At 41.1% G+C, this 15,234-nt stretch carries 12 protein-coding genes; 3 read left to right on the top strand and 9 right to left on the bottom strand.

The features are described 5' to 3' along the window. Window positions 1-242: 242 nt before the first annotated feature. The 4 genes from ACFIMG_RS07275 to tkt form a co-directional block, all read right to left on the bottom strand. Entirely contained in the window at window positions 243-1,274 is a 1,032-nt protein-coding gene (locus tag ACFIMG_RS07275) for a class I fructose-bisphosphate aldolase (protein WP_375678374.1), read from the bottom strand. A 108-nt stretch (window positions 1,275-1,382) separates the two neighbouring features. Then, a complete protein-coding gene (locus ACFIMG_RS07270; RefSeq protein WP_375678384.1) occupies window positions 1,383-2,576 on the bottom strand; it encodes a phosphoglycerate kinase in 1,194 nt (397 codons plus the stop codon). Between the two features lie 515 nt (window positions 2,577-3,091). Next, a complete protein-coding gene (gap, locus tag ACFIMG_RS07265; RefSeq protein ID WP_375678373.1) occupies window positions 3,092-4,099 on the bottom strand; it encodes a type I glyceraldehyde-3-phosphate dehydrogenase in 1,008 nt (335 codons plus the stop codon). 203 nt (window positions 4,100-4,302) lie between these two features. Then, on the bottom strand, window positions 4,303-6,309 hold the full coding sequence (gene tkt / locus ACFIMG_RS07260) for a transketolase (RefSeq protein WP_375678372.1): 2,007 nt from the start codon (window positions 6,307-6,309) through the stop codon (window positions 4,303-4,305). 334 nt (window positions 6,310-6,643) lie between these two features. Here tkt and ACFIMG_RS07255 point away from each other — a divergent pair, with 334 nt between their 5' ends. Further along, window positions 6,644-6,919, top strand: a complete 276-nt coding sequence (locus ACFIMG_RS07255; protein ID WP_005774573.1) for a DUF4164 domain-containing protein — start codon at window positions 6,644-6,646, stop codon at window positions 6,917-6,919. A 12-nt stretch (window positions 6,920-6,931) separates the two neighbouring features. Continuing rightward, entirely contained in the window at window positions 6,932-7,321 is a 390-nt protein-coding gene (locus tag ACFIMG_RS07250) for a cell division protein ZapA (protein WP_375629691.1), read from the top strand. Between the two features lie 1,474 nt (window positions 7,322-8,795). Here ACFIMG_RS07250 and pyk read toward each other — a convergent pair. Together pyk and ACFIMG_RS07240 are read right to left on the bottom strand one after the other, a co-directional pair. Next, window positions 8,796-10,232 (bottom strand): pyruvate kinase, encoded by a 1,437-nt coding sequence (gene pyk / locus ACFIMG_RS07245; RefSeq protein ID WP_375678371.1) that lies wholly within the window; start codon window positions 10,230-10,232, stop codon window positions 8,796-8,798. After that, window positions 10,229-10,717 carry a DUF1036 domain-containing protein gene (locus ACFIMG_RS07240; protein WP_273790491.1) on the bottom strand — a complete coding sequence of 163 codons (489 nt, stop codon included), beginning with the start codon at window positions 10,715-10,717 and terminating at the stop codon, window positions 10,229-10,231. Before ACFIMG_RS07240 ends, pyk begins: the two co-directional genes overlap by 4 nt. A 262-nt stretch (window positions 10,718-10,979) precedes the next feature. Here ACFIMG_RS07240 and ACFIMG_RS07235 point away from each other — a divergent pair, with 262 nt between their 5' ends. Next, the gene (locus ACFIMG_RS07235) at window positions 10,980-11,240 is read left to right on the top strand and encodes a DUF2312 domain-containing protein (protein WP_005774567.1); all 261 of its coding nucleotides are present in this window, start codon (window positions 10,980-10,982) and stop codon (window positions 11,238-11,240) included. A 531-nt stretch (window positions 11,241-11,771) separates the two neighbouring features. On the opposite strand, the gene rimJ is transcribed toward ACFIMG_RS07235, so the two are convergent. From rimJ to ACFIMG_RS07220, 3 genes are all read right to left on the bottom strand, one after another. Then, complete coding sequence (gene rimJ / locus ACFIMG_RS07230; RefSeq protein ID WP_375678383.1) at window positions 11,772-12,335, bottom strand: ribosomal protein S5-alanine N-acetyltransferase; 564 nt, start codon at window positions 12,333-12,335, stop codon at window positions 11,772-11,774. 569 nt (window positions 12,336-12,904) lie between these two features. Then, window positions 12,905-14,767 (bottom strand): ABC-F family ATP-binding cassette domain-containing protein, encoded by a 1,863-nt coding sequence (locus tag ACFIMG_RS07225; protein WP_375678382.1) that lies wholly within the window; start codon window positions 14,765-14,767, stop codon window positions 12,905-12,907. Continuing rightward, complete coding sequence (locus ACFIMG_RS07220) at window positions 14,767-15,153, bottom strand: hypothetical protein (RefSeq protein ID WP_375613186.1); 387 nt, start codon at window positions 15,151-15,153, stop codon at window positions 14,767-14,769. The genes ACFIMG_RS07225 and ACFIMG_RS07220 overlap by 1 nt, the downstream gene beginning before the upstream one ends. Window positions 15,154-15,234: the final 81 nt, after the last annotated feature.

Here is a 15,234-nt window from a genome sequence, read left to right as displayed (position 1 = left end):
ATACTAAAGTGCTGTGCACTCACAAATTTCCTAGCATTATTTCCCCTTCTCGAAAGTGCACCTCTCCCGCAATCTTATCTCTCGATAGCACCCATTAAAGACTTTTAAAAGGTCCAAGGAAAAAACTCTCTGAGAAAGCTTTCAAGCCTAAAATGCCCCCACCATTCTTATCATGATGAGGGCACCTAAAATCACGCAGAAACATGCAAAATCTCCCCGCATTTAAGAACAGGGCTTGTGCTTCAATCGCACGCTTTTTCTTGTTCTTTTGTCCATTGTCCCAAAGCCGCAAGATGGTTCATCCGAGAGCGATGACGAAATGCCTTCTGTGCAACAGCAATATTTTCATCTTTTCCTGCCCATGCTTTTAAGGCAGCTGCTTGCAGTGCTCGTCCATAGGAAAAGGTCAATTTCCAAGGCAATACGCCCAAAGAATTCATAGCAGATAAATGCGCCGTTGCTTCCTGATCAGACTGCCCTCCAGAAAGAAAAGCAATTCCGGGAACAGCGGCAGGAACAGTCTGTTTAAGCACTTGGACGGTCTTTTCAGCAACTTCTTCAACACTAGCCTTGCGAGCATCCTTTCCATCAATCACCATATTGGGCTTTAAAATCATCCCCTCCAAAAGAACACGAGCTTCAAACAATTCTTTAAAGACAGCCTGCAAAACAGTGCGTGTCACCTCAAAGCAGCGTGTAATTGAATGCCCACACGATGATCCATCCATCAACACTTCCGGCTCAACAATGGGCACAATATTGAACTCCTGACATAAGGCAGCATAGCGTGCAAGAGCTTGTGCATTTTGTCTTATGGCGCCTCTTGTTGGCAAAGTGTATTCATCAATAGCAATTACCGCACGCCATTTAGCAAAACGTGCTCCCAAAGCATAATAATCTTTTAGCCGCTCACGAAGACCATCCAACCCTTCGGTAATTGTTTCTTGGGGAAAAGCAGCCAAGGGCTTTGCACCGGTATCAACTTTAATCCCTGGCAAAGCGCCTGAATCCCGAATAAGATCCGTCAACATTTTCCCAGTTGATGCTTTTTGCCGAATGGTTTCATCAAATAAAATAACCCCAGAGATGGCGTTTTCCATCGCTTCTTTTGTACTAAAAAGCATTTCACGATAAGCACGGCGCTTATCTTCATTGGATTCAACACCAATGCTTTCAAAACGCTTTCCAATGGTCGCCGTACTTTCATCTGCCGCCAAAATACCTTTACCCGCATGCACCAAAGCAAGTGCAATATCTTCAAGCCGTTCATTCATAAAAAATTCCTCTTTATTTTGTCTTAATTTCTAAAAATGCGCAACACTATCAAAACACTCTACACGACCGTATAGTTTTTCTTTAACCTTCCCCTCCAAAGAAGCCCTTTAAGCCTGCATAAGGGCAAGAATACCAGGAAGAACCTTACCTTCCATCCATTCCAAAAAAGCTCCTCCAGCAGTCGAAAGATAAGTAAAATCATTGGCAACACCGGCATGATTAAGGGCAAAAACCGTATCGCCCCCTCCCGCAATTGAAACCAACTTTCCCGTCAAACTACGTTCTGCTACATGGCGTGCCACGGCAATTGTTCCCTTATCAAAAGGAGACATCTCAAAAACACCAAGGGGTCCATTCCACACAAGAGTAGCAGCTTCATCTATCGCAGCATTGATATGCGCAATAGAGCGCGTCCCAATATCCAATATCATGCCATCTTGTGGAATATCTTCAATGTCATAAAGACGATGCGGTGCATCTTTTTCAAAACGAAATCCAACGACAGCATCCTGAGGGAGCAAAAGCGTACAGTGACACTCTTGCGCTTTTTTAATGATTTTTTTTATCGTTTCCATCAATGCATGTTCACACAGTGATTTCCCTACATGGATACCTTGCGCAGCTAAAAAACTGTTAGCCATCCCCCCACCAATAACCAAGGAGTCAACTTTTTCCACCAAATGATTGAGCACAAAAAGCTTACTAGAAACCTTTGCTCCTCCCACAAGAGCAACCACAGGACGTGCTGGATTGCCAAGTCCTTTTTCTAATGCCTGCAATTCACCTTGCAAAGAGCGTCCTGCATAAGAAGGCAACAAATGCGTTATTCCCTCCACCGAAGCATGGGCACGATGAGAAACTGAAAAAGCATCATTAACATAGAGATCTCCATTATGAGCCAAAGCTTCTGCAAAAGAACAATCATTCTTTTCTTCACCAGCATAAAAACGAACATTTTCAAGCAGTAAAACACCACCATTTTGTAATGACTCAACTGCAACCTGCACCGCCGAACCGATACAGTCAGGAGCAAAAGCAACCGGCTGATTAATGATCTTTTCCAGCACTTGCACAACAGGACGGAGTGAAAACTCTTGCTCTACCTTTCCTTTGGGGCGACCACAATGAGAAAGCAGAATAAGTTTAGCACCACGCTTTTGCAGCTCAACGAGTGTCTCTTTATGTCGTACAAGACGCGTCTCATCGCATACCTTACCTTGCGCCATAGGAACATTAAAATCTACGCGCACCAGAACACGTTTACCCAAAACATCAACATCATCAAGTGTACGAAACCCCATCACTGCTTCCTCTTCACTTTCCATTGTTTCAAATAAAAACGCATCCAACAACCCTGCCCACTTTTCTTTCCACTTATCCCCCTCTTTGCTTTTACAAGAGATCCACGACAGCCTATCTCTCACCCTTTGCTTAATAAAAATCCAAAGCTTTTATCGTCAAATGTACAAAAGCTCACCATTGCTCTTAATCTTCATATTCCATTGTGGCAAACAAATGCATTGGCTCAACTTGATCTCTATTAAAGCTTCCTTTTACTTCTAGGAAAAAGAGTTTACATCTCCTGTTTTCTAACGTTTTCTCAAAGGGTACCTCGTTCAGATCTTACTTTTTCAAAGTTTACTCTTTCATGCATCTTTTAAAAGCACGTATTGACACAGTATTAAAACAAAACACATCATCAATTTTTCAATAGCCTCTTCTCTCTAGCGCATGAGAACAACAGCCTCTATCTGTTTTTCTCAAAATTGCACAAAAATGAGACTTTTCCCTATAAAAAGAGGACCCTGAGGTCCTCTTATATTGTCTTAGCAAAAGCCACTGCCGTATCACTCATACGGTTAGAAAAGCCCCATTCATTATCATACCAAACCAGAACGCGACAGAGCTTACCATCAATCACTTTGGTTTGATCATTGTGGAAAATAGCTGAATGAGGATTATGATTAAAATCACAACTCACGAGTTTCTCTTCTGTAGTGTCCAAAACGCCCTTCAAAGAACCTTGTGCAGCAGTAGCAATAGCTGTATTAATTTCTTCGATTGTCGTGGAACGCTTAGCGATAAATGTCAAATCAACCACAGAAACATTAGGGGTCGGAACACGAATCGATACACCATCAAGCAATCCCTTTAATTCTGGCAAGACCAATCCCACAGCTTTTGCCGCTCCTGTTGAGGTAGGAATCATAGAAAGAGCTGCCGCACGTGCACGATAAAGGTCCCGATGCATTGTATCCAATACAGGTTGATCACCCGTATAAGAATGGATTGTTGTCATAAAGCCCTTTTCAATGCCGACCGTGTTGTGTAAAACTTGTGCAACAGGCGCCAAACAATTGGTTGTACAAGAAGCATTTGAAACAACGCGATGCTCGCTGCTTAAAGATTGATGATTAACCCCATAGACGACCGTAAGATCTGCTCCTTCAGAAGGCGCAGAAATAAGAACACGCTTTGCCCCCGCATCTAAATGAGCACTTGCTTTATCACGTGCCGTAAAAATACCCGTACATTCCAAAGCAATATCGATATCCAAATCTTTCCAAGGCAATTGAGCAGGATCACGCTCTGCGCATACCTTTATTAAACCACCTCCCACATCAATAGCATCCCCTACCACCTTAATGATCCCAGGAAAACGCCCATGAACTGAATCATAGCGTAATAAATGGGCATTTGTTTCCACCGATCCCAAATCATTAATTGCAACCACTTCAACATCTTGTCGTCCACTTTCCACAAGTGCACGTAAAATATTGCGACCAATACGACCAAACCCATTAATTGCAACACGAACTGTCATTTCACATGTTTCCTCATCAATTTTTAAAAGCACAACATTTAAAACACAATAAATGGGTATTTCACCAATCCAAAATCATTAATTCCCACAATGTCAATATCTTGATCACTCACTCACTTATCCACAACAATGCACAAGATCATCCACAACACTGCACAGAATATGATGCCCTAAAACCACCCCATTCATGACAACACAAGCTGTCACTTTGTCTTTTCCTCTTTGATCTTTTCCAGCTCTTTTTCAACGGTAGCAACAACATTTTCCCAAGTAATACCAAAATGCGCATAAAGGGCATCAATTGTTCCACTTGCCCCAAAGCCCTCCATACCAATAAACACACCATCACAGCCAATAAAACGGTCCCATCCTTGGGCGACAGCAGCCTCAATGGCAACTTTAATCGGTGCATCTCCAATGAGAGCACGCTGATAGGAGAGAGATTGTTGAGAAAAAAGTTCAAAACAAGGCACAGAAACCACACGCGTTGGGATGCCTTTTTCTTCTAACACCGCATGTGCTTCCACTGCAATTTGCAATTCTGAACCAGAAGCAAACAGCGTCACTTGTGCATCATCGCTAGCTGTTAGAAATTCATAAGCACCAAGCATACAGAGATTTTCTTCTTCATACTCTTGACGCAAAAGCGGTAGATTTTGTCGACTTAAAGCCAAGGTAGAAGGCGTCCCGCATGCTTTCAAAGCCAATTGCCAACACTCGACTGTCTCCATAGCATCTGCAGGACGGAACACAAAATGATTAGGCATTGCACGCAGGCAAGCCAAATGCTCTACGGGTTGATGGGTCGGACCATCCTCACCAAGACCAATAGAATCATGAGTCATGACATAAATCACCCGCAACCCCATGAGAGAAGACAAACGCATAGCAGGACGCATATAATCAGAAAAGCATAAAAAGGTTCCCCCATAAGGAATAAAGCCGCCATAAAGGGCAAGACCATTCATCACAGCTCCCATTGCATGTTCACGAATTCCATAATGCAGATAGCGCCCTGAAAAATCTTCAGCAGAGATACTTTTCATCTGGCTACTTTTTGTATTATTAGATCCGGTTAAATCAGCCGAACCACCAATAGTCTCAACAACGACTTCATTGATCACTTCAAGAGCCATTTCCGAAGCTTTACGCGTAGCAACAACGGGGCGCTCTTCAACCAATTTCTGTTTATAAGTATCAATAGCGCCATCAAATCCGCCCACGAGATCGCCCCGCATCAATCTTTCAAACTCCACACGCTCTGAGACAGGAAGATCAGCAAATTTTTCTTCCCATTTTTGGCGTTTTTTAGCAGCATTGAGACTAGCCAAGCGCCAATTATCGAGAATATCGGCTGGAATAACGAAAGGCTCAGCATCCCACCCTAACGCGATACGGGTTTCAGTGATTTCTCGTGCGCCCAAAGGGGCTCCGTGAACTTTATTGGTACCCGCTTTATTGGGTGCTCCAAAGCCAATTGTTGTTTTACAAGCGATCAAAGTTGGTTTATCGGAATTTTGTGCCGCCTCAATAGCCCGCGCAATTGCTGCTTGATCATGCCCATTGACTTTATGTGTCTCCCAACCAGATGCCTTAAAACGCGCAATCTGATCTGTACTGTCAGCAAGGGAAATCTCTCCATCGATAGAAATATTATTATCGTCCCACAACACAATAAGCTTATTGAGTTTCAAATGACCAGCAAGGGAAAGTGCTTCTTGAGATATCCCTTCCATAAGGCATCCATCGCCCACCAACGCATAAGTGTAATGGTTGATAAGATCACCAAAACGAGCATTTTGCAAACGCTCTCCAAGAGCCATCCCCACAGCATTAGCCAACCCTTGTCCAAGAGGACCAGTCGTTGTTTCGATTCCTGCCACATGCCCATATTCTGGATGTCCAGCAAGCTTTGCTCCTAATTGGCGAAAATTTTTGAGATCTTCAATGCCAATATCTTCATAACCAGAAAGATACAAGAGAGCATAAAGCAACATAGACCCATGTCCTGCTGATAACACAAAACGATCACGGTTAGGCCAGCGAGGTTTTTTGGGGTCATGAGCAAGGAATCTTGTATAAAGAACCGTAGCAATATCGGCAGCTCCCATTGGCAAGCCCGGATGACCAGAATTTGCTTTTTCAATCGCATCAATAGCAAGAAAACGGATAGCATTGGCCATCTGATTCTGTTGGTGGGTGTTTGTCATGAATAATCGACCATTTCGTTAAATACGTTATTCTGTTGCTTTTTCCGTATTCTCTTAAAATTCTCAAGAAATACTATTTTCTAACCATTAGCGTGAGACTTTTTGCCACCACTTCAATAATATTAATAACATTCCCCTCACGCGTTCTGTATATCCATGTCATTTATGCCAATACGCGCAAAAAATCCAGCTTTTAATTTATATCTATCCCCTGCTTTGCTTGCTAAAATATCCTACATACTTAAAAATAAAATGCACACAACACAAGAGTGAAAGTGATTCGTTTTTGCATAACACATTGATAAAGGATACAATTACCCAAAGGATAAAAGCAATGAACCAAGAGACTACAGTTCTACAAGATGCTTTAGAGCACCTAGAAAAGGCACTTAGAACTTTAGAGATCACCATAATAAACCGCAATGCCGTTATTGATAAAAATAACGAATGGGAAGAAGAAATCCAACGAATGAATGCTGACCGCAGCCATCTTGCCCAAGCGCTTGACAAAGCTGAAGCCCAAATTGAACGCTTAGAGTCCGTAAACAAAGAAGTTTCCAAACGTCTTATTAAAGCAATGGAAACAATTCGTGTTGTTATTGATAGATAAAGGTTTGAATATATGGAAACTGTTTCCGTTACCATTGATGGTAAAGTTTATCGCATGGCTTGTGACAAAGGACAAGAACGTCGTCTTATTGCGCTTGCTGCTCAATTGGATCAATATATCACACATTTAAAAAACAATTTTGGTGAAATTGGCGACCATCGTTTATCGGTTATGGCTGGCATAATGATTATTGATGAAATGGAAGAAATAAAACGAGAAAATAAAAAATTACAAGAAGACTACAATACTCTTTTACGACTCCACAACGAAAGAGACCGCACCATGGGGAAAATTATGCGTGACACCACACAACGCATTGAAAATCTCACCAACCAATTGCTCAAAGATGATCAAAACTGCACAAACCTTCAAGAACAAGAACAGGAACAGGAAGATTTCTAAAAAGTACATCAGCGCGTAATAAACCAGAGATTTGACTTGTCCGCCACATCTCACAGGATAAAAATTCTTAAACCCACACCAGTGTGTAAACAGTCTGGTTTTTTATAGGAAGGATTCCAGCTACTCACGACTTATGGGATTAACTTAAACCTCAACAAGAAAGCCCTACCCTGAATATTTCACCTCCGCACAAACGCTTCCTATATCAAGGAGACTGCCTTATATCACCACATTTCAAATGAGATGTCTTTTAACCGCGCAATAAGATAACAAAATCAACATCATTGTAAAAAAATCATATAAATGACAACAGCAACAAACAAATAAAGCACCCTTCGAAAAAAAGAGCTATATTCATGTTCCCTATGAATGCATGCCCAAAAATCCTTGCCCCTTAGATAATATCAAGCAGATTCAATATATATTAAAAAATAACCTTATCTATTATACCGTAAAACACCGCTATTTGATACTATAAGCACCATGGAGTCTTTGCACCTGAGATGTCCATCCGATGAAACCCACCGAAAAGAACCGTATCATTTATAAACCAGCGTGAATTAAGTATTTTCATCCTTTAGAGCAGGAAAAAAGTCAAACCCGAAGAGTATGTTAATCTCATACAACCTCAAACATCATAAACAACAATAATAGCTCTTGAAAACATCCTCTACCGCTATTTTTATCCTTATAACAAATAATCCATATTTCTCTCCCCACCCCTCAAAATCTCCAAGCTTAATAAAAGAAAGAGCAAGTCGGCATCATCATTATAGTCAGCCCTCAATATTGCGATAGCCCCCTTGGCTCGTAAAACGATTCATAAGAGGTATTTTTGTACAGTTTTTACCCACATGTCCCACCCGCTTATGACGTACAAGCAAAGAGTTATGATTAACAAAACATAAATAAATTTAAGAGAATCTTACGGAATTCGGGGTTCTAATTCAAGTTTAATAACGATAAATTATCATTATAAATCAATATGTTGAAAATGCTTCGACAAAGCATATTTTAAAAACACATTCACCCATCACTTTTTCTCATAACATACCAGTACGATTTTTTAGGCACATAATTTTAATTTTATTCAATTCTGTTTGCAAAAGTTTAAAATGGGAAAAATTTCAAGGCTCTTATCCAAAAAGCGAAAGAATGAACTCTCATTATCAATAAACATCTCGTTCGTATAAACATCAATAAAGCAATCCCCAATCTGTCTCAATGAAATAAAAGGGGGCTCCCATTAAATGCCTACCGTAAAAGCAGTTTCCTCAGAACTAAAACAAAATCAACAGACAACATCACCGCATCTGCTCCCATCCCCAAACTGGACGACCTAACGCAATACCTTTCTATCTTACGATAGAAGATAAAAGAATAATGGGTCTATGGAGGCATTCACAAGAGGCGCACACCCGTTGTTTTTAAAGCCTGTTCAAAGGCGCATGAAAAAACACCATGCGTAAACGGCTCAAATCCCTTTCGTTCCATCTTGAGAGACAGAAGCAATACGCAAGAGATTTGTCGCACCGGGCGTTCCAAGAGGAACACCGGCTGTTACAAGGAAACGATCCCCTCCTTGGCAAAAGCCTTCCTGAAATGCAATGGCTGCTGCTCGATCAACCATATCTTCTAAATTGCGAGCATCTTGCGTGACCACACAATGAAGCCCCCAAACGAGAGCCAAACGCCTTGCTGTTTCCACAATGGGCGATAAAGCAATAATCGGTCTATTAGGGCGTTCACGAGAAGCGCGTACCCCCGTTGTTCCTGAAGCCGTATAGGCAACAATAGCTGCTAATTCAAGTGTTTCAGCAATCTGACGCGCGGCAAGAGAAATCGCATCTGTTCCTGTTGATTCTGGTGCTGGATGTTGTGCCCCAACCTGAGCGGCATAAGTATGATCTTGTTCGATTTGCCGCGCGATTCGGTCCATCATAAGCACAGCTTCTTCAGGATAGCGACCAGAAGCAGATTCAGCAGACAACATCACCGCATCTGTTCCTGCATAAACTGCTGTAGCAACATCCGACACTTCTGCGCGTGTGGGAACAGGAGATGTGATCATTGATTCGAGCATTTGTGTTGCCACCACAACCGGTTTTCCAGCTAAACGACAAGCTTTTATCAACTCCATCTGAAGTGCAGGGACCTTTTCCAGAGGCATTTCCACACCGAGATCACCCCGTGCAATCATAATACCATCGGAAATTTCAATAATCTTCTCTATATGCTCCAAGGCTTGAGGCTTTTCGATTTTAGCCATCAAAGACACCTTGCTTTTCATCAATCGACGCACCGCTATAATATCTTCTGGACGTTGAATAAAAGAAAGAGCAACCCAATCAACAGGCTGCTGTAAAAGAGCCTGAAGATCCTCCTTATCTTTTGACGTCATCGAATCAAAAGGCAAAATTGTATCGGGAAAACTGACACCCTTTCGATCAGAAATACGGGTTCCAGCAACCACGCGACACTGTATAGTATGACCATCACAAACTTGCGCACGCAGTTCCAGCCTTCCATCATCAATCAACAACCGATCCCCTGGTTTAACAGCCGAAAATACATCCTCATGAGGGAAAAAAACACGCTGTGCATCACCAAGAACATCGCGATTATCTAATGTAAAGCTTTGCCCAACACGCAAATCTTCTTGCCCCTTAGCAAAACGTCCCACACGCAGTTTTGGCCCCTGAAGATCCACCAAAATACCTATGGGGCGTCGAACTGTTTTTTCAACTTCTCGTATAGACTTGACCAAATCACCCAGCATATCACGATCAGTATGGCTCATATTAAGACGAAAAACGTCTGCCCCTGCCCTAAAAAGCTTCTCAATCATCAAACGAGAAAAAGAAGAAGGACCAAGAGTCGCAATAATTTTTACTTTACGTGCACGTTTCACGGTGGAGAATTTCCTGAAAGAGAAGGTATAACTGAATTGTTTAACAAAGACTCATCCGTCAACTGTACCATCCAACTGGTTTGATTTCCGGTATCGATCTCTTTAAATTCAGCCTTTTGATATCCTCGAGGGAAACAATCATGAACCCCTTGAATGGTAAATTGGCTATCTTGTACACACATGGTCACAGAGCCTGCCCAGTTCCCTTTTTTTTGTGCCCCTTCCGCATAAAAATAATAAAACCGTGAAGCAAGAGGCCCCTCAATTAAAGTTTTACATTCCGTCACTGGTACCGTCCACCAGCCTTCGCTCACCCACCCTGAAAATGTACGATATCCAAGAGCAACCCCTACAGACTGTTGGGTTGTATTACAAACTCTAAAGTCAGCTTTTGCAAAAACAACAAGGGGAAACAAGAGCAAAATGCTCAAGAGAAAAACTTTTAATCCTTTCTGAAACACCCAATATCGCTTTTTTAAAATCACAAAATTTCCTCTATAATGCCAAATTCTCAAAACAAATTACACATTTCTTTTTTTAAAGCTTTTCAAATCTAAAACGTATATTTTTATATTTTTCTTTTTATAGCCCTTTTATCAATGCATATATCTTAAAAATTTTACAAAATATTTAAAGTCAATTTGTAAAAAAGCTGTGTAGCTTGATTTACTTTTTGTTTTCAAGCTTTTTTAACATAAATTCGTCGTCGAAAAACAACTTAAAATATATAACTTGGAGAAAAATACAATGAACGATACAGTAACCGATCAAACACACGCTATATCCGTAAACCAATTACGCTCTTTTATCGAACGTATTGAACGACTAGAAGAAGAGAAAAAAACCATTTCTGATGATATTAAAGACGTTTACACTGAACTTAAAGGCTCTGGTTTTGATAGTAAAGCTGTTCGAAGCATTATACGGCTGCGTAAAAAAGAAGAGCATGAAAGAATGGAAGAAGAAGCAATCATTGAACTTTATAAAAATGCGCTTGGTATGAATTAAAACCATTGATAACATTGGAAATTTTCTTAAGAAAAGAAAATACAAAAAACAAATGAATGTATAAAAATTTCACCCAAACAATAAGCCGTTTGTGTAACTTGTAACGAGACTATCGGTCACAGAATACACAATATTGCAACAGCCCTCACATTTAAAAGGATTTATACAGAGAATTTTTATTCTTGTTCTTCAATAATTTTTATCCACATAAACCCTCACTTGTATGCCAACCTATGCCAACTCAGTTTGTGATGTGCAAGAGAGGTGTTTTTATGATTAAACATCAATAAATTTGAAATGAGAAAGTCTTCCGATATTGAGGACTCTCTTCAAATTGAAAAAAATGAATTATGATGATAAATCAATTTATTATCTACGAAAAGAAACATATGAAAGCGGTCAGCCGTTGAAATCCGCTAAACGAGAGTCTGAACTGTTTACAAAAGAAGAGGTGGTTAAGGATCTTCGTCTTTTAGGATAGGGAAAAGTGCAGCATATTTACACATTTGATAAAAAGACCCTTAACAAACTTTATTCGAATCTATTAACGGCCTCATAAAGATCATTGATTCGAGAGGTTAGAATATGATCTCTCCATTTTCCAGAAATCATCAAATAGTCTTTAGCATAGCCTTCTTTTTCAAAATGAAGGCGTTTTAATAAACGTTCGCTTTTTATGTTCTCAGGTCTATAATTTGCCATCACTCTATGCAGATGATAAATATGAAAGATATGGCGTATTAGAGCCGATAAACTCTCAAACATGAGACCTTTTCCTTGTTGTTTTTCATCAAGAGAAAAACCAAGATGACAGGCTTGAAAAACACCCCGAACCACATTTGTAAAATTCACAACACCGATGACTGTGTTTTCATTTTTTAATCGTACAGCATATCGATATGCTTGTCCCTGTGCGCTTTCATAAGCAAATGCATTGGCTCGTGTTTCCCAAGCTGTTAGGCTGTGGTAACCATCAGATCTAACAGGTTCAAAAGGACGCAGATGATTCGCATTACGGAGGAAATAAGAAGACAGTTCAGCTGCATCTTCTAAACCGATCAATGTGGAAACTGTTCGCTTTGTTTTAATTGCCATCATTTTCTCCTCCTAGAAATGTTGCAATAACACGTTGATTTATCTTAACAAATCATCATTTTTAAACTAAAATCATAACATCGAATACAGACAGCTTTCCTCATCACAACACTTCTCACGTTAGAATTAATAAGGATCATTTGCTTTTCCGTCATAAGTGGGGTTGGTGTATTTAGGATATAAGGTAAAGACAAGGGCATGTTTCTTACGAATGCTCTCAAATTCCAAAGGAGCTGCAAGCAACATTGGGGACTGGCAAGGTATGCAATGGAATTGGCGTACTTCCATATACGAAATTTTGAAAAAACTCACGGCAAAGGTAGTTTTGTTTCTTTGCCTTGTAAACGAAGAGCATGCTTGTTTTGCGCTACCATATCACTGCCCCCCGTATACAAATCCCAATAACCATCGCCTTGAAGTGCTATATGTTACAGTACGATCTAAAAGTCTCTACCATAACTCGTCAATAATACTCTTCCCGCTAAATCAGCCAAAAACTCTTGTAACAAATCAAAGAAAAGCGATGATGCAATACGAATTAAAATGCTTAGATATTAATATCTAAAACATTACCGTGAACACGCTTCCATTTCTTCGCGTAAAATTTCAAGTTCTAACCATTCTTCTTCTTTTTGTGTGCAAGTATTTTTCTTTTTTTCCAACGTTGTTGATAAACGTTCAAAACGCTCTTTATCACTGCGATAAAGGGCTGGATCAGAGAGTTCTTGCTCAATTTTTTTGATTTCGTCCTGTAAAACAGCAATTTCTTCAGGCAATTTTTCCAATGCATAAACCTGCTTATAAGACAATTTACCTCGTGTTTTTTTCTCCCGCCCTATCAAGCTACCATCTGTTGATGTGTCCTGCTTTGAAAGCTCTCCCGCATGAGATTTTGAAGGTGCTTTACGCTGCGATAATTCTGTTTTTTTGCGTTGTAAACGAAGAGCATGCTGGTTTTGCGCCATCATATCACTGTAGCCGCCCGCATACAAAACCCAATGACCATCACCTTGAGGTGCCAACATATGCGTTACAGTACGATCTAAAAAGTCTCTGTCATGGCTGACCAACAATACTGTCCCCGCAAAATCAGCAATAAATTCTTGCAACAAATCCAAAGTTTCCATATCCAAATCATTGGTCGGTTCATCAAGAATCAAAAAGTTTGCAGGACGCGAAAGAAGGCGTGCAAGCATGAGGCGTGCTCTTTCTCCCCCTGAAAATTCTTTAAGGGGTGTGCGTACTTGTTCAGGCAAAAATAAAAAGTCTTTCATATAAGAAACGACATGCCGCTCCAGCCCGTTGATCACAAGAGTATCACCTCTTCCCCCCGTTAAATAATGAGCTAAAGTTTCTTCTTCATTTAAAATACGTTGCTGATCAAGCAATGCCATAGAGAGGTTATAGCCATGCCTCACCGTTCCGCTATCCACAGCTTCTTGCCCAATTAATGTAGAAAGGAGCGTTGTCTTTCCGATACCATTGGGCCCGACCAAACCGATTCGATCACCCCGCTGAATGCGCAAAGAGAAATCTTTCACGATAATGCGATCACCATAGGATTTTGAAATTTTCTTTGCTTCAAGCACCAATTGCCCAGAATCATGACTTTTCGCTGCTGACAAAAGTGCATTTCCCGGCTGCCCTTTATAGGTTTGATGACGCTGTCTTAAGTCTTTTAATTCGCCTAAGCGCCGTACATTACGCTTACGCCGTGCGCTCACGCCATAACGCAACCATTGCTCTTCACGAGCAATTTGGCGCCCCAATTTATGCTGTTCGATGGCTTCTTCTTCCAGTGCTTTATCACGCCAATTTTCAAACTCAGAAAAACGCTTTTCCAGCCTTTTGGTTGTGCCACGATCAAGCCATACCGTTGACCGCGTAACATTTTCTAAAAATCGCCGATCATGGGAAATCACCACAATCGCTGAACGCAAAGAAGCCAAAACAGCTTCCAGCCATTCAATAGTTGGTAAATCAAGATGATTGGTTGGTTCATCTAAGAACAAAATATCGGGCTTTGCAGCAATGGCCCGTAACAATGAAACACGCCGCTTTTCGCCTCCCGAAAGCGTTTCCAATTTTTCCGCCCCAGAAAACCCTAAATTTGTGCGAAGCGTATTGATCCACTGGACATCAGATGTATCGTCCAGCCCCGCTTCCATATAAGCATTAATATCTTCAAATCCTGAACAATCCGGATTTTGTGAGACATAACGGAGCGTTACTCGCGGGTGGCGAAAAATTTCGCCACCCTGAGGTTCTAATATTCCTGCGGCAATTTTTAATAAGGTCGATTTTCCACAACCATTACGGCCAACCAACGCAATACGCGCCCCCTGCTCAATCGATAAAGAAGCTTGATTGAGCAAAGGCGTTTTTCCAAAATTTAAGAAAATGCGGTCAAGCCGCAGAAGCGGCACCGCCATTAACGAACGCGGCGCGGACAAGGTGCTTTATACATCACCCCTCTTGCATCACGGTAAGCACACAATTGCCGTACAGGGACTCTCTGTCCACAAGGTGCTTGGTAAACATGCCCTCTACGACCACGATACGTGCACAATTGTGATGCCTGTCTTTGTTGTTTTCTTTGATTTGCAGCTGCACCTGTTACTGTTCCAGCCAAAGCACCAAATGCTGCACCGGTAAGTGCTGCTCCAGGCGTACTTCCAGCAATAGCAGTTCCAGCCAAAGCACCGATTGCTGCTCCTCCTACGCCATAACGTGCAACGCGTTCATCGTTTGTAGTACAAGCGACTGAACTGAAACCAATGGCTGAAACAACAGCCACTTTAAAAATTGATTTTAACATATCAAAACCTTTCCTTCTCAAGATCAATACATATATCGTTTATGTCGGCACTTCATCACTAGGCCCCCCCCTGCCTTATTC

The sequence above is a fragment of the Bartonella sp. AP11XZML genome, from assembly GCF_042196445.1.
Taxonomy (GTDB): domain Bacteria; phylum Pseudomonadota; class Alphaproteobacteria; order Rhizobiales; family Rhizobiaceae; genus Bartonella.
Note: the sequence above shows the minus strand (reverse complement) of the source record. Positions and strands in the feature narration are given on the sequence as shown.